General features: G+C 64.5%; 11 protein-coding genes and 1 pseudogene. 4 read left to right on the forward strand and 8 right to left on the reverse strand.

Annotation, left to right across the window (positions count from 1 at the left end):
• Positions 1 to 26 precede the first annotated feature (26 nt).
• The 4 genes from E5675_RS18910 to rpoB form a co-directional block, all read right to left on the reverse strand.
• Positions 27 to 473 (reverse strand): globin, encoded by a 447-nt coding sequence (locus E5675_RS18910; RefSeq protein WP_136175865.1) that lies wholly within the window; start codon positions 471 to 473, stop codon positions 27 to 29.
• A complete protein-coding gene (locus tag E5675_RS18915) occupies positions 470 to 2,038 on the reverse strand; it encodes a helicase HerA-like domain-containing protein (protein WP_136176580.1) in 1,569 nt (522 codons plus the stop codon). Before E5675_RS18915 ends, E5675_RS18910 begins: the two co-directional genes overlap by 4 nt.
• Positions 2,039 to 2,372: 334 nt before the next feature.
• Positions 2,373 to 6,656, reverse strand: coding sequence for a DNA-directed RNA polymerase subunit beta' (gene rpoC / locus E5675_RS18920; RefSeq protein ID WP_136175866.1), 4,284 nt, complete (start codon positions 6,654 to 6,656; stop codon positions 2,373 to 2,375).
• Between the two features lie 53 nt (positions 6,657 to 6,709).
• Positions 6,710 to 10,888, reverse strand: a complete 4,179-nt coding sequence (rpoB, locus tag E5675_RS18925; protein ID WP_037556875.1) for a DNA-directed RNA polymerase subunit beta — start codon at positions 10,886 to 10,888, stop codon at positions 6,710 to 6,712.
• Between the two features lie 364 nt (positions 10,889 to 11,252).
• Between rpoB and E5675_RS18930 the strand changes: the two genes are divergently transcribed.
• Positions 11,253 to 13,520: a TonB-dependent receptor gene (locus E5675_RS18930; protein ID WP_136175867.1), complete on the forward strand. Its 2,268-nt coding sequence runs from the start codon at positions 11,253 to 11,255 to the stop codon at positions 13,518 to 13,520.
• 102 nt (positions 13,521 to 13,622) lie between these two features.
• Positions 13,623 to 13,940 (forward strand): hypothetical protein, encoded by a 318-nt coding sequence (locus E5675_RS18935; protein ID WP_136175868.1) that lies wholly within the window; start codon positions 13,623 to 13,625, stop codon positions 13,938 to 13,940.
• 12 nt (positions 13,941 to 13,952) lie between these two features.
• Here the strand turns inward: E5675_RS18935 and E5675_RS18940 are convergent, their stop codons facing one another.
• Positions 13,953 to 15,350, reverse strand: a complete 1,398-nt coding sequence (locus E5675_RS18940; RefSeq protein ID WP_136175869.1) for an isoprenylcysteine carboxylmethyltransferase family protein — start codon at positions 15,348 to 15,350, stop codon at positions 13,953 to 13,955.
• A gap of 241 nt (positions 15,351 to 15,591) precedes the next feature.
• Here E5675_RS18940 and E5675_RS18945 point away from each other — a divergent pair, with 241 nt between their 5' ends.
• Together E5675_RS18945 and E5675_RS18950 are read left to right on the forward strand one after the other, a co-directional pair.
• Positions 15,592 to 16,794, forward strand: a complete 1,203-nt coding sequence (locus E5675_RS18945; protein WP_136175870.1) for a M23 family metallopeptidase — start codon at positions 15,592 to 15,594, stop codon at positions 16,792 to 16,794.
• The gene (locus tag E5675_RS18950; RefSeq protein ID WP_247594685.1) at positions 16,745 to 17,191 is read left to right on the forward strand and encodes a polymer-forming cytoskeletal protein; all 447 of its coding nucleotides are present in this window, start codon (positions 16,745 to 16,747) and stop codon (positions 17,189 to 17,191) included. Before E5675_RS18945 ends, E5675_RS18950 begins: the two co-directional genes overlap by 50 nt.
• Before the next feature lie 38 nt (positions 17,192 to 17,229).
• Here E5675_RS18950 and E5675_RS18955 read toward each other — a convergent pair whose 3' ends face one another.
• The 3 genes and pseudogenes from E5675_RS18955 to E5675_RS18965 form a co-directional block, all read right to left on the reverse strand.
• Positions 17,230 to 18,993: a GGDEF domain-containing protein gene (locus E5675_RS18955; protein WP_247594686.1), complete on the reverse strand. Its 1,764-nt coding sequence runs from the start codon at positions 18,991 to 18,993 to the stop codon at positions 17,230 to 17,232.
• 46 nt (positions 18,994 to 19,039) lie between these two features.
• Entirely contained in the window at positions 19,040 to 19,342 is a 303-nt protein-coding gene (locus tag E5675_RS18960; protein ID WP_136175871.1) for a DUF1905 domain-containing protein, read from the reverse strand.
• Positions 19,342 to 20,214 (reverse strand): annotated as a pseudogene (locus E5675_RS18965) (ATP-binding protein); the annotation flags it as partial. The pseudogene E5675_RS18965 and the gene E5675_RS18960, both read right to left, overlap by 1 nt.
• Positions 20,215 to 20,287: the final 73 nt, after the last annotated feature.

The following is a 20,287-nucleotide window of genomic DNA, read 5'->3' on the forward strand; positions in this document are numbered from 1 at the left end:
CCGCCCTCGCGGGGTGACGAAGATTCTTATTCGGCGCGTTGCGGCACCCCGGCCGGCATCGCGCTTTCCCATTCGGCGCGCGCCTTGCGGATCATCACCTTCAACGCATCGGCGTGACACTGCCACGCCGTAGCCGTTTCGGGGGTCCACGCCGTGCCCGCCGCAACGGCCAGCACGTCGACCGTCAGGTCGATGAAGGCATCATATTCGGCGATTGGCAGCGGCCCATAGGCGCGATGGGTGAAGACGAGTTCGGCGACGAGCGGCCAGACCCAGCCCTCGCCCTTCGCCAACCCGAGCATCATCGCCAATGTCTCGTCGGTCATCCGCCGCGACGAGGCGTCGACGATCATGAAGCTCGCGCGGCGATCGGGAAAGGCGGCGAAGAAACGGTCGAACAGCGCGTGGCGGATGGCGACCCCAGCGTCGGCGACGGCGACGAGGCTCGCCTCCATCGCCGCGGCGTCGGTCACTTGAACAGACTGCCCAAAATGCCGCGCATCAACTGGCCGCCGAACTTGCCCGCAACCTGTCGGCCAAGGCTCGTCGCCGCCGATCGTGCCGCCGACTGCATCATCTTTTCGGCCATCGAGGGTTTCGCCGCCTCGCGCGCGGCCGCCTTTTCGAGCCGGACACGCTCGCGCTCCTCGGCCGCCTTGCGTTTCGCCTCTTCCTTCGCGGCGATCGCAGCCTGCTTGTCGGCTTCGGCCTGCGCCTTTGCCTCGATCGCTGCCGCCTGCGCCTGCTCGGCCTTGGCGGCAAGCAGTTCCTCGGCGCTTTCGCGGTCGACGGCGGTGTCATATTTGCCCTCGACCGGCGAGATCGACTGGATGATCGCGCGCTCCTTGGGCTCCAAGGGGCCGGCGCGCGAGCAAGGCGGTTTGATCAGCGTGCGCTCGACCGGCGATGGGGCGCCGTCGGCCATCAGCAGCGAGACGAGCGCCTCGCCCACCTTGAGTTCGGTGATCTCGCGCGCGACATCGACCTTGGGGTTGGGGCGGAAGGTTTCGGCGGCGGCCTTCACCGCCTTCTGGTCGCGCGGGGTGAAGGCGCGGAGCGCGTGCTGGACGCGGTTGCCGAGCTGGCCCGCGACCTCTTCGGGCACGTCGATCGGATTTTGCGTCACGAAATAGACGCCGACGCCCTTCGAGCGGATGAGGCGCACGACCTGCTCGATCTTTTCGGTCAGCGCGGGCGGCGCGTCGTCGAACAGCAGATGCGCCTCGTCGAAGAAGAAGACGAGCTTCGGCTTGTCGGGATCGCCGACTTCAGGAAGCGTCTCGAACATCTCTGACAAGAGCCAGAGCAGGAAGGTCGCGTAGAGCTTGGGGCTCGCCATCAATTTGTCGGCGGCGAGGATGTTGACATAGCCGCGGCCGTTTTCGTCCGAGCGGATCATGTCCTGAATATCGAGCGCAGGCTCGCCGAAGAAATGGTCGCCGCCCTGGCTTTCGAGCGTGAGCAATTGCCGCTGGATCGTGCCGACGGTTGCCTTCGACACATTGCCATATCTGGTCGTAAGTTCGTCGGCATTCTCGGCACACCAGGCAAGCATCGCCTGCAGGTCACCGAGGTCGAGTAGCAACAGATTCTGTTCGTCGGCGACCCGGAACGCGATTGCGAGAACGCCTTCCTGCACTTCGTTGAGGCCCATCAGCCGCGCGAGCAACAGCGGCCCCATTTCGGAGATGGTCGTGCGGATCGGGTGCCCCTGCTCGCCGAACAGGTCCCAGAAGATAACCGGATTGTCGCGATAGGCCCATGTCGTATCGCCGATTTCGGCGGCGCGCTTCGAAAAAGGCTCATGCACCTTGGCCGTCGGGCTGCCCGCCATCGCCATGCCGGCGAGGTCGCCCTTCACATCGGCGACGAACACCGGGACGCCGACCGCCGAAAAGCCCTCGGCCAGCCCCTGCAAGGTCACCGTCTTGCCGGTGCCGGTTGCGCCGGCGATCAGCCCGTGGCGGTTTGCGCGTTTGAGCACCAGCGACTGCCGCGGCCCGTCAGCCGCCCCGCCGCCGCCAAGCCCGATATAGATTTCGCTCGCCGTGCTGCCGTCGCTCACCCGCTATCCTCCGTTCGAAAATCTTTACCGAGGTCTAGAGCGGGGGGCGGGGACAGGCAATCGGCAATGCTGGTGGCCGGAATCGACCGGAAGCGGGCATTCCCATTACCGTCATCCCGGGCTTGACCCGGGGCCTGCCTTGCCTTTTCGCCTTCGTCAGGAAGAAAAGGCGGGTCCCGGGTCAAGCCCCGGATGACGGAAGTGGAGGAGAGCTATGGCAGCTCACCACCCCAAAGCCGCCAAAGAAAAAGCCCCGCCGGATCGCTCCGGCGGGGCTCATTTCTGTCGGCTCAAGCCGCGAGGAAGCTTATTCCTCGCCTTCGCCTTCGGGACGTTCTTCGACCATCACGTCGTCCGACGTGAAGTCCTCGCCCTGCACCTTGCCGAGCGGATCGTCACCCATCGCGGCTTCGGGGCCCTGCGCCAGTTCGGCTTCATGCTCTTCGGCGGCGGTCGCCGGCGCGATCAGATGCTCCTGGTTCGCGGCGCGCATGGCGGCGCGCAGCGCGGCATCCTTCGACGAGGCGGTGACGCGGACGCGGTTCATGGCCGCGCCAGTGCCCGCCGGGATGAGGCGACCGACGATGACATTTTCCTTGAGGCCCTGCAGCGAGTCGATCTTGCCCTGCACCGATGCTTCGGTGAGGACGCGGGTCGTCTCCTGGAAGGATGCGGCCGAAACGAAGCTGCGGGTTTGCAGCGACGCCTTGGTGATGCCGAGGAGGACCGGACGGCCTTCCGCGGGAACGCCATTCTTCGGCAGCTTGGCGTTATATTCCATCATCTCCAGATAATCGAGCTGTTCGCCCGGCAGCAGCGTGGTGTCGCCGCCCGACGTGATCTCGACCTTCTGCAGCATCTGGCGAACGATCACCTCGATGTGCTTGTCGTTGATCTTCACACCCTGCAGTCGATAGACTTCCTGGATTTCTGCTACCAGATATTCTGCCAGCGCCTCGACGCCCATCACATCAAGGATGTCGTGCGGGTTCGGCGAGCCCGAAATCAGCGCATCGCCGCGCTTGACCTGGTCGCCTTCCTGCACTTCCAGCACCTTCGACTTGGGAATGAGGTATTCGATCGGATCACCTTCTTCCGGAACGATCGCGATCTTGCGCTTCGCCTTGTAATCCTTGACGAATTCAATGCGGCCGCTGATCTTCGCGATAACGCTGTTGTCCTTCGGAATGCGTGCTTCGAACAGCTCGGCAACGCGCGGCAGACCGCCGGTGATGTCGCGCGTCTTCGACGCTTCGCGGCTGACACGCGCCAGAACGTCGCCGGCCTGCACTTCCTGACCGTCTTCGACCGACAGCATCGTGCCGACCGCGAGCAGGTAGCGGGCCGCTTCGCCCGACTCGTCGTCGAGCAGGGTCAGGCGCGGCTGCAGGTCTTCCTTCTTGGCGCGGCCCGCCGAGCGATATTCGATCACGACGCGCTGGGCGATGCCCGTCGCTTCGTCGACCTGTTCGACCAGCGTCTTGCCGTCGGCCAGATCCTGATACTTCACGACGCCCTGCTTTTCGGTGATCAGCGGCATGGTGAACGGATCCCATTCGGCAATCCGGTCGCCCTTCTTCACCTTCTCGCCGTCCTTGTGCATGATCTGCGCACCATAGGGCAGCTTGTGCGTCGCGCGCTCGCGGCCTTCGCTGTCGATGATCGCGATTTCGCCCGAACGCGACAGCGCCAGACGGCGGCCGCGCTGGTCGACGATCGTCGCCATGTCGCGATATTCGATCGTGCCGTCCGAAATCGCTTCGGCGTTCGACTGCTCGTTGACCTGCGCCGCACCACCGATGTGGAAGGTACGCATCGTCAGCTGCGTGCCGGGTTCACCGATCGACTGCGCGGCGATGACGCCGACAGCTTCACCGATGTTCACCGGCGTACCGCGCGCGAGGTCGCGGCCATAGCATTTGCCGCAAACGCCGAGCGTCGCTTCGCAGACCAGCGGCGAGCGGATCTTGACCGACTGGACTTCGGCGTCCTCGATCCGCTGCGTCGTCGCTTCGTCGAGCAACGTGCCCACCGGAGCGATGATGTTGCCGTCCTTGTCGGCGACGTCTTCGAGCGTGGTGCGGCCGAGGATGCGTTCGCCCAGCGAGGCGATCGTCGAACCGCCCTGGATGATCGCGCGCATTTCCATGCCGCGTTCGGTGCCGCAATCTTCCTCGATCACGACGCAGTCCTGCGACACGTCGACCAGACGGCGGGTCAGGTAGCCCGAGTTCGCCGTCTTGAGCGCCGTATCGGCGAGACCCTTACGCGCACCGTGCGTCGAGTTGAAATACTCGAGAACGGTCAGGCCTTCCTTGAAGTTCGAGATGATCGGCGTTTCGATGATCTCGCCCGACGGCTTGGCCATCAGGCCGCGCATGCCGGCAAGCTGCTTCATCTGTGCCTGCGAACCACGGGCACCCGAGTGCGCCATCATGTAGATGGAGTTGATCGGGGCCAGACGGCCGTCGTCGAGCTTCGGCGTCGCACGGATTTCGTCCATCATTGCGTTCGCGACCTTGTCGCCGCACTGCGACCACGCATCGATCGCCTTGTTGTACTTTTCCTGCTGCGTGATCAGGCCGTCCTGATACTGCTGCTCGAAATCCTTCACCAGCGCGCGGGTTTCGTCGACCATGCCTTCCTTCGACGCCGGGATGATCATATCATCCTTGCCGAAGGAGATGCCGGCCTTGAACGCGTTGCGGAAGCCCAGCGCCATGATGGCGTCGGCGAACAGCACGGTCTCTTTCTGGCCGGTGTGGCGATAGACCTGGTCGATCACGTCGCCGATTTCCTTCTTGGTCAGAAGGCGGTTGACGACGTCGAAGGGCACGGTGTGCGACTTCGGCAGGCATTCGCCGATCAGCATGCGGCCCGGAGTGGTCTCGAAGCGCTTGAGATACTCGTTGCCCTGCTCGTCGGTCTGCGGAACGCGGCTGACCACCTTGGTGTGCAGCGTCACCGCGCCGGTGAACAGCGCCTGGTGCACTTCGGCCATGTCGGCGAGCAGCATGCCCTCGCCCGGTTCGCCTTCGCGCTCCAGCGAGAGATAATAGAGACCGAGGACCATATCCTGCGACGGAACGATGATCGGCTTGCCGTTCGCGGGGCTGAGGATGTTGTTGGTCGACATCATCAGCACACGCGCTTCGAGCTGCGCTTCCAGCGAGAGCGGCACGTGGACCGCCATCTGATCCCCGTCAAAGTCCGCGTTGAACGCAGCGCAGACCAGCGGGTGAAGCTGGATCGCCTTGCCCTCGATCAGCACGGGCTCGAACGCCTGGATGCCGAGGCGGTGAAGCGTCGGGGCGCGGTTCAGCAGGACCGGGTGCTCGCGAATGACTTCGTCGAGGATGTCCCAGACTTCCTTGCGTTCCTTTTCGACCCACTTCTTCGCCTGCTTCAGGGTCATCGACAGACCCTTGGCGTCGAGGCGCGCGTAGATGAACGGCTTGAACAGTTCGAGCGCCATCTTCTTCGGCAGGCCGCACTGGTGCAGCTTGAGTTCGGGGCCGGTCACGATGACCGAGCGGCCCGAATAGTCGACGCGCTTGCCGAGCAGGTTCTGACGGAAGCGGCCCTGTTTGCCCTTGAGCATGTCCGAGAGCGACTTGAGCGGACGCTTGTTCGCACCCGTGATCGTGCGGCCGCGGCGGCCGTTGTCGAACAATGCGTCGACGGCTTCCTGCAGCATGCGCTTTTCGTTGCGGACGATGATGTCCGGCGCGCGCAGTTCCATCAGGCGCTTCAGACGGTTGTTGCGGTTGATCACGCGGCGATACAGGTCATTGAGATCCGACGTCGCGAAGCGGCCGCCATCGAGCGGCACCAGCGGGCGCAGTTCGGGCGGGATCACGGGGACGACTTCGAGGATCATCCACTCGGGACGGTTGCCCGAATCGATGAAGCTTTCGACGACCTTGAGGCGCTTGATGATCTTCTTGGGCTTGAGCTCCGACTTGGTGGTCGCAAGTTCTTCCATCAGGTCGACGCGTTCCTGCTCGAGATCGAGATTTTCGAGGAGCACGCGGATCGCCTCGGCGCCGATGCCGGCCGAGAAAGCGTCTTCGCCATATTCGTCCTGCGCGTCGAGCAGTTCGTCTTCGGTCAGAAGCTGGAACTTTTCGAGCGGGGTCAGGCCGGGCTCAAGGACGATATAGGCTTCGAAATACAGCACGCGCTCGAGCTGCTTCAGCTGCATGTCGAGCAGCAGGCCGATGCGCGACGGCAGCGACTTCAGGAACCAGATGTGCGCGACGGGCGCGGCGAGCTCGATATGGCCCATGCGCTCGCGGCGGACCTTGGTCACCGTGACTTCGACACCGCACTTCTCGCAGACGATGCCCTTGTATTTCATGCGCTTATACTTGCCGCACAGGCATTCATAATCCTTGATCGGGCCAAAGATGCGCGCGCAGAACAGGCCGTCACGCTCGGGCTTGAACGTGCGGTAGTTGATCGTTTCGGGCTTCTTGATCTCGCCGAACGACCACGAGCGGATGCGCTCGGGGCTCGCGATGCCGATCTTGATCATGTCGAAGGTTTCGGGCTTCGCGACCGGGTTCATGAAGTTGGTAAGCTGGTTCATATTCTGGCTCCACTCTTCCCCCTCGCCGCGGGCGAGAGGGGTGAGGAAAAATCTTATTCGGCGGCTTCGGGAAGAGCTTCCGGACCTTCGTCATCATCTTCGTCCGCATAGGACGAAAGCTCGACGTTGAGGCCCAGCGAGCGCATTTCCTTGACGAGCACGTTGAAGCTTTCGGGAATGCCGGCCTCGAAGGTGTCGTCGCCCTTGACGATCGCTTCGTAAACCTTGGTGCGGCCGATCACGTCGTCGGACTTCACCGTCAGCATTTCCTGCAGCGTGTATGCCGCGCCATAGGCCTGGAGCGCCCAGACCTCCATTTCACCGAAGCGCTGGCCACCGAACTGCGCCTTACCGCCCAGCGGCTGCTGGGTGACGAGGCTGTAGGGGCCGATCGAACGCGCGTGGATCTTGTCGTCGACGAGGTGGTGGAGCTTCAGCATATAGATGTAGCCCACGGTCACCTTGCGATCGAACTTGTCGCCGGTGCGCCCGTCGTAAAGATCCGACTGCCCCGATTCGTGCAGCCCCGCTAGGGTCAGCATGTTCGACACGTCGGCTTCCTTCGCGCCGTCGAACACCGGGGTCGCGAACGGCACGCCAACGCGGAGGTTGTCGGCCAGTTCGACGATGCTTTCGGCATCGCGCGACTTGATGTCCTCGACATATTCGCCGCCATAGACGTTTTCGAGCGCGTCGCGCACGGCCGCGGGCATCTGCCCGCCGACGGCGTCGGGATTGGCGTCGCGCCATTCGTCGAGCGCCTGGGTGACCTGCCGGCCCAGACCGCGCGAAGCCCAACCGAGGTGGGTTTCGAGGATCTGCCCGACGTTCATGCGCGACGGCACGCCCAGCGGGTTGAGCACGATGTCGACATGCGTCCCGTCTTCGAGGAACGGCATGTCCTCGTTCGGCAGGATGCGGCTGATGACGCCCTTGTTGCCGTGACGGCCGGCCATCTTGTCGCCCGGCTGCAGCTTGCGCTTGATGGCGACAAAGACCTTGACCATCTTGAGCACGCCCGGGGCGAGTTCGTCGCCGCGCTGCAGCTTCTCGACGCGATCTTCATACTTCGCGTTGATCCGCTTGATCGCGTCGTCATACTGCGCCTTGATCGCTTCCAATGCGGTCTGGGCATTGTCTTCGACCACCGCCAGCTTCCACCAGTCGGCGCGGTCCAGCTCGACCAGCATCTCTTCGGTGACGACATCGCCCTTCTTCAGCCCCTTCGGCACCGCGCTGGTCGTTTGACCGATCAGCAGGTCCTTCAGGCTCGAGAAGGTCGCGCGGTTGAGGATCGCGCGCTCGTCGTCGGCGTCCTGCTTCAGCCGTTCGATTTCCTCGCGTTCGATCGCGATCGCGCGTTCGTCCTTGTCGATGCCGTGACGGTTGAAGACGCGGACTTCGACGACCGTGCCCGACACGCCCGGCGGCAGGCGAAGCGACGTGTCGCGCACGTCGCTGGCCTTTTCGCCGAAGATCGCGCGGAGCAGCTTTTCTTCCGGCGTCATCGGCGATTCACCCTTGGGGGTGATCTTGCCGGCCAGAATGTCGCCCGGGCCGACTTCGGCGCCGATGTAGACGATGCCCGCTTCGTCGAGGTTGCGGAGCGCTTCCTCGCCGACGTTCGGGATGTCGCGCGTGATGTCTTCGGGGCCAAGGCGCGTATCGCGTGCGGTGACTTCGAATTCCTCGATATGGATCGAGGTGAAGACGTCGTCTTTCACGATGCGTTCGCTGATGAGGATCGAGTCCTCATAGTTGTAGCCGTTCCACGGCATGAACGCGACGAGCACATTCTTGCCGAGCGCCAGTTCGCCGAGCTCGGTCGACGGACCGTCGGCGATGATGTCACCCGAGCGGACGACGTCGCCAACCTTCACCAGCGGACGCTGGTTGATACAGGTCGACTGGTTCGAACGCTGGAACTTCTGCAGGCGATAGATGTCGACGCCCGACTTGCCGGGTTCGACCATGTCGGTCGCGCGGATAACGATACGCGTCGCATCGACCTGGTCGATCACGCCGCCGCGGCGCGCCGCAATGGCGGCACCCGAGTCGCGTGCCACGGTGCCTTCCATGCCCGTGCCGACGACCGGAGCCTCGGCGCGGAGCAGCGGCACCGCCTGACGCTGCATGTTCGATCCCATGAGCGCGCGGTTGGCGTCGTCGTTCTCGAGGAACGGAATGAGCGACGCTGCAACCGAAACGAGCTGCTTCGGCGACACGTCCATCAGCGTGATCTGGTCACGCGGGGCCATCAGGAATTCGCCCGCTTCGCGTGCCGAGATCAGCTCGTCGATGAAGCTGCCGTCGGGGTTGAGGTCGGCGTTCGCCTGCGCAACGGTGTGCTTCGACTCTTCCATCGCCGACAGGTATACGACTTCGTTGGTGACCTTGCCGTCGACGATGCGGCGGTACGGCGTCTCGATGAAGCCATATTTGTTGACGCGCGCAAAGGTCGCGAGGCTGTTGATCAGACCGATGTTCGGGCCTTCAGGCGTTTCGATCGGGCAGATGCGGCCATAGTGGGTCGGGTGAACGTCGCGGACTTCGAAGCCCGCGCGTTCACGCGTCAGACCGCCCGGCCCGAGCGCCGACACGCGGCGCTTGTGGGTGACTTCGGACAGCGGGTTGGTCTGGTCCATGAACTGCGAGAGCTGCGACGAGCCGAAGAATTCGCGCACCGCGGCGACCGCGGGCTTCGCGTTGATCAGGTCGTTCGGCATCACCGTCGACACGTCGACCGAGCTCATGCGCTCCTTGACCGCGCGTTCCATGCGGAGCAGGCCGACGCGATACTGGTTTTCGAGCAGCTCGCCGACCGAACGCACGCGGCGGTTGCCGAGATTGTCGATGTCGTCGATCTCGCCCTTGCCGTCCTTCAGGTTCACCAGTTCCTTGACCACGGCGAGGATGTCCTCGCTGCGCAGCGTGGTGACCGTGTCCTCGGCATCGAGGCCCAGGCGCATGTTGAGCTTGACGCGGCCGACCGCCGACAGGTCGTAACGCTCGGCGTCGAAGAACAGGCCGCCGAAAAGAGCTTCGGCGGTTTCGCGCGTCGGCGGTTCGCCGGGGCGCATGACGCGGTAGATGTCGCTCAGCGCCTGGTCGCGATCCTCGGCCTTGTCGGCCTTGAGCGTGTTGCGGATCCACGGGCCGGTATTGTTATGATCGATGTCGAGCAGGACGAGCTTGTCGATGCCCGCGGCATCGAGCTTCTCGAGATTGTCGGCCGACACTTCGTCGCCGGCTTCGATATAGATCTCGCCGGTCGCTTCGTTGATCAGGTCATAGGCCGAGTAGCGGCCGAAGATTTCCTCGGTTGGGATCAGCAGCGTGTCGAGCCCGTCCTTCGCCGCCTTGTTGGCGAGGCGCGGGCTGATCTTGTGGCCGGCGGCGAAGACGACTTCGCCGGTCTTGGCGTCGACCACGTCGAAGGCGGGCTTGGAGCCGCGCCAGTTTTCGACGACGAAGGGGACCTTCCAGCCGTTTTCGGCGCGCTCGAAGACGAGGCGGTCATAGAAATGGTTGAGGATTTCCTCGCCCGTCATGCCCAGCGCATAGAGCAGGCTGGTGACCGGCAGCTTGCGCTTGCGGTCGATACGAACGTTGACGATATCCTTGGCGTCGAATTCGAAGTCGAGCCACGAACCACGGTAGGGAATGACGCGCGCGGCGAACAGGAACTTGCCCGACGAGTGGGTTTTGCCGCGGTCGTGGTCGAAGAGCACACCCGGCGAACGGTGCATCTGCGACACGATGACGCGCTCGGTGCCGTTGACGAAGAAGGTGCCGTTCTCGGTCATGAGCGGCATATCGCCCATGTAAACGTCCTGCTCCTTGATATCGAGCACCGAACGGGTGTCGGTTTCGCTGTCGACCTCGAAGACGATCAGGCGCAGCGTGACCTTCATCGGCGCCGCATAGGTGATGCCGCGCTGACGGCATTCCTCGACGTCGTACTTGGGCTCTTCGAGTTCGTAATGGACGAAGTCGAGCTCGGCGGTGCCGGCGAAATCGCGGATCGGGAAAACGCTGCGCAGCGTCTTTTCGAGACCCGAAACATAACCGATCGAAGGATCCGAGCGCAGAAACTGCTCATAGGATTCGCGCTGTACCTCGATGAGGTTGGGCATCTCCACCGCTTCGTGGATGTTACCGAACAGCTTGCGGATTCGCTTGCTTGCGGTTGCTTCGAGGGCCTTGCCCACCGACTTCGCCTTGGTCGCCATAAGTGATTGTCTCGCCTTAAGAAAATAGCTCGCGAGCGCGGGAGAGACGCAAAAAGGCCGCGACGAACCGTTGCCGGTTTACCGCAGCTTTCCAACGCATCTCGAAATCCCCGCCGCCCTATCCGTACAGCCTGTTGCGCAAAGTCAGGCCCTATCTCGGACGAAGGGGTATGGGCGCAATATAGGATTGGGACCACGAGGTGTCAACGGCGGCGGGGCGATCGCCAAAGTGCAGCAATTTCGCAACACTGCTGACACGAACGTCAGCGCCGCGCATTTCCGCGATTGATCGCGCGCGCGCGCGTCGCCAAAGAGCCTTGGTTTTCCGCTCTCCCATCGTCAACTCTGTTTCAGGAAGCCGCCCATGCGCCACTTTCCTTCCGCTACCGCTATAAGCCTTGCCCTCGCCGCCGCGACTTGGGCCGCTCCCGCCGCCGCGCAGGATGCGCCCGTCGATCCCGTGGCCGAAGACAGCGGCCTTGGCGACATCGTCGTCACCGCACAGCGCCGCGAAGAAAGCCTGCAAGACGTGCCCGTCGCGGTCTCGGTGCTGTCGGGCGACACGCTCGGCGCGATCACCTCGACCGGCGCCGACGTCCGCGTGCTCGCGGGCCGCGTCCCCAGTCTGAACATCGAAAGCTCGTTCGGCCGCACCTTCCCGCGCTTTTATATCCGCGGGCTCGGCAACACCGACTTCGACCTCAACGCGTCGCAGCCGGTCAGCCTGGTCTATGACGACGTCGTGCTCGAAAACCCGATCCTCAAGGGCTTTCCGATCTTCGATCTCGACCGCGTCGAAGTGCTGCGCGGGCCGCAGGGCACGCTGTTCGGCCGCAACACGCCGGCGGGCATCGTCAAGTTCGACACCGTCAAGCCCGGCAAGACCGGCGGCCATGCCCGCGTCAGCTATGGCCGTTACGGCACGAGCCAGGTCGAGGTCGCGGCGGGCGCCGCCGACGACAGCGGCTTTTCGGTCCGCCTTTCGGGCCTCTATCAGCACCGCGACGACTGGGTCGACAATATCGCGACCACGAAGAAGGACGATCTCGGCGGCTATGACGACATCGCCGCGCGCCTCCAGCTCCAATATGAAAGCGGCCCCTTCACCGGCCGCGTCACCGGCCAGGTCCGCGTCTATGACGGCTCGGCGATCATCTTCCGCGCGAACACGCAAGTGCCGGGCAGCAACAGCCTTGTCGGGCTCGGCGGGGCCGGTACCGAATTCGAGCGCGACAAGGTCTGGCAGGACGGGGTCAACTTCCAGAAGCTCAACACCTATAATGCCGCGTTGAACCTCGAATATGATTTCGGGCCGGTGACCGCCTACTCGATCACCTCTTACTGGAACGGCAATTTCCGCAGTCGCGGCGACATCGACGGCGGCTTTGGTGCGGTCTTCCTGCCCGAATCGGGTCCGGGCCTCATCCCCTTCCAGGCGCAGAGCCAGGATAATGTGCCGAGCCTCGACCAGTTCACGCAGGAAATCCGGATCGCGTCGAACAACAGCGGCGGTCTCGGTTACCAGTTCGGCGCCTTCTATTTCGATGAAAAGCTGGACATTTCGAGCTTCGAATTCGGCGGCCCGACCGACGCGACCCCGTCGGCGATCGCGATCCAGCGGCAGGACAGCGAAGCCTATGGCATCTTCGGTTCGGTCAATTATGAGTTCGAGGGTGGCTTCAAGCTGCAGGCTGGCGCGCGCTACAATCACGACACGCGCGATTTCGTCGCGTCGCGTCCGGTCGAGACGCGCCCCGACTTCGTCGTAAACCCGAACACGCCGGTCCCGCCGCAGGCCGCGCGAGTCAAGGGCAAGCTGCTGACCTGGGACGCCAGCGCGAGCTATGAAGCGTCGGACGCGCTGACGCTCTACGCCCGCGTCGCGCGCGGCTATCGCGCGCCGTCGGTGCAGGGTCGCCTGACTTTTGCGCGGACGATCTCGACCGCCGATCAGGAAGAAACGATGTCGTACGAAGCGGGGATCAAGACCGCGTTCCTGAACGACCGGGTCCGCTTCAACCTGACCGGCTATTATTTCGACACCAAGGATCTTCAGCTCACCGCGGTCGGCGGCACCGCGAACGTCGCGAGCCTGCTCAACGTCGACGCCAAGGGCCATGGCATCGAGGCCGAGTTGCAGGCGGCGCCGGCGCGCGGGCTGACCTTCTCGGTCGGCGGCGCCTGGAACGTCGCAGAGATCGACGATGCCAACGCCTTCGTCGCGGGCTGCGGCTCGGCGACGCCGTGCACCATACTCGATCCGCAGCGCCCGGGCAGCCCCGGCATCTTCTCGATTGACGGCAACCAGTTGCCGCAGTCGCCGAAATGGACGCTCAATGCGACCGCGGGTTACGAGATCCCGGTCGGCGACGGCGCGATCTATGCCTTCACTGACTGGTATTATCGTTCGAAGGTGCAGTTCTTCCTCTATCGCTCGGTCGAATTTTCGGACGACAAGATGATCGAGGGCGGGCTGCGCGTCGGATATAGGACCGACCGCTTCGACATCGCGGGCTTCGTGCGCAACATCACCAATGATGAATCGCCGACCGGCGGCATCGATTTCAACAATCTGACCAGCTACGTCAACGAACCCCGCATCTGGGGTGTCGAGGCGGGCGTGAAGTTCTGATGATTGCCCCGGCCCGCGCGGTTCCAGCACCGCGCGGGCCGGGCTTCGTATCGCGATCTTTCCATGTTATCATCGACATGCAAACCAATGATGCGGGAGTCGATGATGATCCGTTTGACCGCCAGCCTGACCGCGCTTGCCCTGTTTTCCACGGCCGCCGCGGCGCAGGGCATAGACATCAACTCGGCCGCCGCGATCGGCTCGAACAGCTTCGGCGAATATGTCCGGGCCTTTCCTGCGGGCGCCGATAACAGCCCCAAGGCCGTCCTCGCGCGGCTCAATCAGCTTTGCGCCAGCGATCGGCCTTCCGACCAGCAGCGCTGCGAAAAGGCGTGGCGCATGATCAATCGGGCCCATGCCGATCTGCAGGCCCGCCGCGCGGCCGAGGCCGCCGCCGCAAGCCACAGCGTCACGAATTAGGAAGAACGGAAGCTAGGCGACCGGGCCCACTCGCTCGTCGGGTTCGAGCCGGATGAGCGGGCGCGTGCGACCGGTCATCCGGGCGAACAGGCGCGGCACCAGCGCATGGGTCTGCGCCCAATTCCAATATTGGGTATAGGCGGGATCGGCGAGAAGATGCTTCTCTTCGGTCTTGGCGCGCCAGTAATAGATGCCGCTGACCAGCCCGAGCAGCGCGACATTGCGCGCGCCCTCGATCCAGCCGCCCGCGGTCACGAGAAAGGGCAGCGAGCCGATCCACCATGTGATATTCTTCGAAATATAGGCCGGGTGCCTGGTGTATTTATACGGCCCGTGCGTGATGATGCCGCGGTGCGTCAGATTCGAAAAGCGGATGCCGAACGCCATCGTGGCCCAGCTATAGACTGCGGTGAGCAGCACCAGCAGGGTCCCCCAGACGATGAGCAGTCCCTCATGCCCCGCGAGCCAATAGCCCCAGTCGGAACCATGGACCTGATAATCGAGCGGACCGCCGTTCATCAGGATGAAGGGGGGGTAGCAGACGAGCGCCGCGACCCACGCCATGCCATAGGGATTGGCGGTGCGGATATGCGCGTCGAGCGGCTTCAGCGTCAATATATAGCCAACCGTCGCGATATGGACGTCGACCAGATAGAGAAAATTGATCGCCCACAGCCCGGTCAGATAGGGATTGGCGGTAACCTCGCTCATCGGCACGGTGACGAGCCCCGAAAAATTGCCCGGGACGATCGACAACATGAAGGCGGTGAAAAAGCCCTTCACCGCCCAGGCGCGCAGATGATGCCCGATCGCCTTGCCGTCGACGGGTTGGCCCGGCGCTATGAGCCAGCGCCCGAATTGCCAGCAACCGTCGCGCGGCTCGACCATCCGCCGGTCGAGCCACAGCATATAAGGAACCGAGACGAGGAGCAGCCACGGCGCAACGGTCTCGAGCAGGTTCATCGAAAAAGCGTAATTGCCCTCCCAATAATAACGCATCGTCGCATAGATCAGCGCGATCAGACCCCATGTCGCCCACAGGCCGGCGAGTTTGGTCAGGCTGATATCGAGCGTTTCGCGCCACGGGCGGCGCTGCGCCCAATCGATCCCGGTCGACGGATTGCGATGCACTTTGTCGACGAAGACCGACCAAAGCACCATCGGCAAACCGCAGGCGAATACGCTCGCGATCGCCGAATTCGGCCCGCTCATCGGCCCGCGCGATCCCCAATCGATGCCGAGGAAAGCCGCGATTTCCGGTGCGAAGCGCGCGATGAGCAAATAGCTTACCAAACCGGCGAGTCCGACAATGCCGACCCCCGTGCTGACCGCCGAACGCGGACGTGCGCCCGTCGGCGCGGATACGTCGCGCGGCGATTCGTTCGGGGCGGAGATAGCGGATTCGGCCATGATATTCACCCGCTTAGCCCTAGCCCAAAAGGGTAAGCAAGCCGTCAATATAAAAGACCGATTCGCCTGTAGAATCCGGCCAAATTGGTAGCATTCGCGCAAGTTGACACCGTTCACCGCGCGATGGTTTCGATTCAACCCGACTCGGCGCGCAAAGATTCGCACGGGGCCAATTGGCCTGATAAGGCGCGCATCAATCGGGGCGGAGGGCTCCACAAAACAAACAAGATGGGGTCGCCACTTGTCGTCGAAAACAACGGGCCTGCGCGATTTGCGCCAGCGCGTCTCTGCGCTGTTTCAGGACCATGAAATCTTCGTTCGCACGCACGGCCATGTCCGATTCCTGCGTGTCAGCGCCGTCTGGCAGAAACGCGTCGCGCTGATCGCCGGCATCGTGCTGCTCGCCTGGGCCGGCGCAACGCTTGCCGTGCTGATCAACCAGCTGCTCACCGCCGACGAACGCGCCGCGGTGGCGCATCAGCAAGCAGCGGCAGCCGCGTCGGAAGCGCGTATCGCCAAATATCGTGATCGCGTCGCGGAAACCGCGGCCGATCTCGAGGAGCGCCAAGCGCTGCTCGAAAGCGTCGCCGAAACCCATTTCGGGATCGATCCGGCGGCGGTGCCCGCCGAAGCGGCGGCGCAGCAGTCAGCCGTTCCAGCCGAGCCCGTCAAGACCAGCGCGATCGATCCGAACCTGCCTCCCGAAGCGCAGATCCTCGCGCGGCTCGCCACGCGGCAGGAAGCCTTCGCGGGCCGCCTGCTCGCGGCGGTCAAGGGCCGTGCGGCGAAGGCCGAAATCGCAGTCGCAGCACTCGGCCTCAACCCCGACCGGCTCGTCCGTAACGCCGCCGCCGGCCGCGGTGGCCCCTTTATCCCCTATCGCGACCGCATGGGCAAAGCCAAGACGCTGGGCGCCAGCTTCGCGGCGCTCGACAGCGCGCTGTTCCGCATGGAGGTGCTCGAACGCACGCTGGTCGCGGTGCCGTCGGGCAATCCTGCCAACGTGATGATGATGTCATCGGGCTTCGGCTATCGCAGCGACCCCTTCACAGGCGCGGGCGCGATGCACGCGGGTCTCGACTTTCGCGGCCCGATCGGCACCCCAATCCTTGCCGCGGCGCCCGGCCGCGTCAGCTTCGTCGGCCAGAAGTCGGGCTATGGCAATGTCGTCGAGGTCGATCATGGTCAGGGTATCCTGACGCGCTATGCGCACTTGTCGGGGTTCACCGCCAAGGTCGGCACGCAGGTTACCGCCGGCCAGCAGATCGCCAAGATGGGCTCGACGGGCCGTTCGACCGGTAGTCACCTGCATTTCGAAGTCCGCCTGAACGGCGAAGCGGTCAATCCACGTAGATTCCTGGAGGCAAAAGCCGATGTTCTCGAAGTCAAAGCCGATGCCCGACAGCGAGTCGGCTCCCTCGCTGCCGCCCGCGGTGCCCGCTAAGATGGCGACCGGCGCGCGTCATACGACCTTTTCAATCCTTGGATCGGACGTCGTCGTCACCGGCAATGTCGCCGCCAGCGTCGACCTGCACGTCGATGGCAAGATCGAGGGCGACCTCAAATGCGCCAATCTCGTCCAGGGCGAAGCGAGCGAGATCAAGGGCGCAGTGACCGCCGAGACCGCGAAGATCGCGGGTCTGCTCGACGGGTCGATCGAAGCCAAGACGCTGATCGTTCACGCGACCGCGCGGATCACCGGCGATGTGGTCTATGAAAGCATCACCATCGAGAATGGCGGCAAAGTCGACGGCAAGCTCTCGCATCGCCGCCATGGTGCAGTGGCGGCAAAAGCGCCGCCGCCGCTGGAGGTCGTCGAGAACAAGTCGGCCGCACTCTGACTGGAGCCGCGCATCGGCGCGGCCCCAATAAATTTCCGTCATTTCGACACGGCGACCTCGCGTCCGGATGCACGCCCCGCGTCATTCTGGTGGCGCTGGACGGCGACCCTGTTCCGGCCGCTGCGCTTGGCGTCGTAAAGGGCTTCATCGGCGAGCCGGTAGAGCTGTTTGAAATCGCACGCCGGCCGCACCTCGGCGACCCCGACGCTCGCGGTCACCAGCCGCTCACCCACTGCCTCGCTATGATCGCACGCGGCGATCCCGCGCCGGATGCTTTCGGCGAAGCGGCTGAGGATGATTCCCTCCATCCCGATCGTCAGCAATCCGAACTCTTCGCCGCCCAGCCGCGCGACGGTACACATCGGCCCTTCCCAGCGTTCGATCCGGCGGCCGATACCACACAGCACCGCGTCGCCCGCCTCGTGACCGAAAATATCGTTGATCGACTTGAACCGGTCGATGTCGACGAGGAGCAGCGCCGCCGGCAAATTGTCGGCGCGCGCGCGGTCGAGCAGCGGCGTCACGCTGTCGATGAAGCCGCGGCGGTTCGGCAGACCGGTCAGCGGGTCGCGGCGCGCCAGCTGCTGCGCCTGGGCCTCGGCATCGCGCGCATGGTCGCGCTCGATCCTCAGATAGGCAAGGCGGCGTGTCGCCGCCGCCGCGAGCCACAGCGCCTGCCACGTCGCGGCGACGAGCACGACGAGCTTCGACCCGCCGCCCCAGAAGCCGTCCTCGATATCGACGATGTGAATGAATGCCAGCACCGCCATGGGCAGCCCCCAGGCGCCAAGGAAGTCGCGTGCCTCGATCGACCCGCGCCGCCACGCCCAGCCGAGATAGAGGACGACCATCATCAAATCGGCGATGACAAGGAGCCCGAGGAGGTCGGCGAGCGCAGCGAGGCTAGTGCCGCGGATGAGCGCCAGCGGTATGCCCGCGAGGCCGACACCGGCGCCGAGGAGGAGCGTCGTGGTCCGGAGCCCGCTGGGCACGGTGCCGCGTTCGACGGCGGTTACCGCGCTGGCGGTCGCGACGGCGATGGCGAGGCAAGCGAGGAAGGTGCCGGCCTGCGCCGTGATCGTTCCCGCAGCCCACGGCACGAGCCCCAGATGTGCCTGCGACCAGAGCGTACCCCAGAGTAGCATCGTTGCCGCCCACGCCGCCTGCCAAGCGAGATATTGGCGGCGCACCGCGACCGCGAGCGAAAGGCTGTAGATGCCGCTGACGAGCAGCAGGGTCAGCGCGGCGCCGACTGCCGCCGCCATGCCCGCCGACTGCATTCCCGCCTCGTCCTTCGTAAGGATTCGCGCCCGCACGAACTGGTGCCCCGAAAGCCCGTCGAAACGCATCGTCACCGCGGCGAGCGGCACCCCGCGACCCGGTGCCTCGAACAATATCTGTCCGCCGGCGCGCCAGTGCGAGGCGAAATCGCCGCTGCGCACCCGCTGCCAGCGCGTCGCGCCGTCGGTATAGGAGAAGCCGACCGCAAGCCTGTCGAAGCGGGAATTATGGACCATCAGTGCCAGATCGCGGCGTGGTACTGCGCCGTCGAGCGGAGCGCGTAACCACAGGCTCCCCCGCTGATAGCCCGCCGGCGCGCCGCGGCACGAAAAGCGAAGCCCGGACAAGGCGTCGTCGCCCAGCGCGGTGTCGCTCACCGCGTGGCAGAAGTCGCGTTCGACATCGAGCGCGCGCGCATGCGCGGGGGCCGCGATCAGGACGAGAAGCAGCGCCGACAGGCCGAGCCACAGCCGGCCGCGCCACGCTTTCACCAGATCGCCAGTCGCAGTCATCTTCGCCATATGACATCGATATGTTGTGAAATCTTTGCCATCGGGCAAATTCGCTTCAGCACACTTCGGGTCGGCCGACCCGCAGAGCGACGGCGATCCGGTCGCCGATCCCGACGCTTTCGGCTTTTTGCACCGCGCGTTTGACCGGCAACAGATAGCCTCCGCCGCGTGGAAACAGCGACGTCGCGAACTCGGTACCGCCGATGATCGCCACCACTGGCACCACGCCCCAGCCATAGCTTGCCGTCATCGCGGCATAGCGGATCGCGCCGATATGATCGTCGGGAACGGTGGCGAAGAGGAAGGGCGCCGGCCCGCGCCATTCGATGATGTCGGCCTCGAAAGTGAAGGGTTCCATCAGTTCCTCGGCGCCTGCCGGCGATAGCTCAATGCCTCGGCGATATGGATGCGCCCCACGGATTCGGCGGCGGCAAGGTCGGCGATCGTTCGCGCGACGCGCAGGATGCGCGTATAACCGCGCGCCGAAAGCCGCATCGCCTCGGCCGCCTGCGCGAGCAGCTTGCGTCCGGCATCATCGGGCGTCGCGACCGCTTCGAGCAGTTCGCCATCGATCTCGGCATTGGTGCGCGCCTTGTGCTGGGCATAGCGCGCGGTCTGCACATCGCGCGCCGCCGCGACGCGCGCCGCGACCTCCGCGCTGCCTTCGGCCGGCGGCGGCAGGACGAGGTCGGCGGCGCTCACCGCCTGTACTTCGACGTGCAGGTCGATCCGGTCGAGCAAGGGCCCCGAGAGCTTCGCCTGATAGTCGGCGGCGCAGCGCGGCGCGCGGCTGCACGCAAGCGCCGGATCGCCGAGGTGGCCGCAGCGGCACGGGTTCATCGCGGCGACGAGCTGGACACGCGCCGGGAAGGTGACATGCGCATTGGCGCGCGCAACGCTGACCTCGCCCGTTTCGAGCGGTTGGCGGAGCGAATCGAGCACGCCGCGCTGGAATTCGGGAAGTTCGTCGAGGAAGAGCACGCCGAGATGCGCGAGGCTGACCTCGCCCGGCCGCACCCGCAAGCCCCCGCCGACGAGCGCGGGCATCGATGCCGAATGATGCGGGCTGCGGAAGGGCCGGGCGCGGACGAGGCGCCCGCCTTCAAGGGTCCCCGCGACCGACGCGATCATCGATACTTCGAGCGCTTCAGCGGGCGTGAGGTCGGGAAGGATGCCCGGCATGCACGCCGCCATCAGCGATTTGCCCGCGCCGGGCGGCCCCGACATCATCGAATACGGCACGACGAGACCCGGAATTACTCCGGACTTCCGGCGAGGGAAACCCGCCGCTCGTTGAAAGGAA

The sequence above is a fragment of the Sphingopyxis sp. PAMC25046 genome (assembly GCF_004795895.1).
Lineage (GTDB): Bacteria > Pseudomonadota > Alphaproteobacteria > Sphingomonadales > Sphingomonadaceae > Sphingopyxis.

Excerpts from the sequence above, each read along its gene's own strand:
- rpoC (WP_136175866.1), bottom strand. The coding sequence starts at position 6,656 with ATGAACCAGCTTACCAACTTCATGAACCCGGTCGCGAAGCCCGAAACC.
- rpoB (WP_037556875.1), bottom strand. The coding sequence starts at position 10,888 with ATGGCGACCAAGGCGAAGTCGGTGGGCAAGGCCCTCGAAGCAACCGCA.
- E5675_RS18930 (WP_136175867.1), top strand. The coding sequence starts at position 11,253 with ATGCGCCACTTTCCTTCCGCTACCGCTATAAGCCTTGCCCTCGCCGCC.
- E5675_RS18935 (WP_136175868.1), top strand. The coding sequence starts at position 13,623 with ATGATGATCCGTTTGACCGCCAGCCTGACCGCGCTTGCCCTGTTTTCC.
- E5675_RS18940 (WP_136175869.1), bottom strand. The coding sequence starts at position 15,350 with ATGGCCGAATCCGCTATCTCCGCCCCGAACGAATCGCCGCGCGACGTA.
- E5675_RS18950 (WP_247594685.1), top strand. The coding sequence starts at position 16,745 with ATGCCCGACAGCGAGTCGGCTCCCTCGCTGCCGCCCGCGGTGCCCGCT.
- E5675_RS18955 (WP_247594686.1), bottom strand. The coding sequence starts at position 18,993 with ATGGCGAAGATGACTGCGACTGGCGATCTGGTGAAAGCGTGGCGCGGC.
- E5675_RS18960 (WP_136175871.1), bottom strand. The coding sequence starts at position 19,342 with ATGGAACCCTTCACTTTCGAGGCCGACATCATCGAATGGCGCGGGCCG.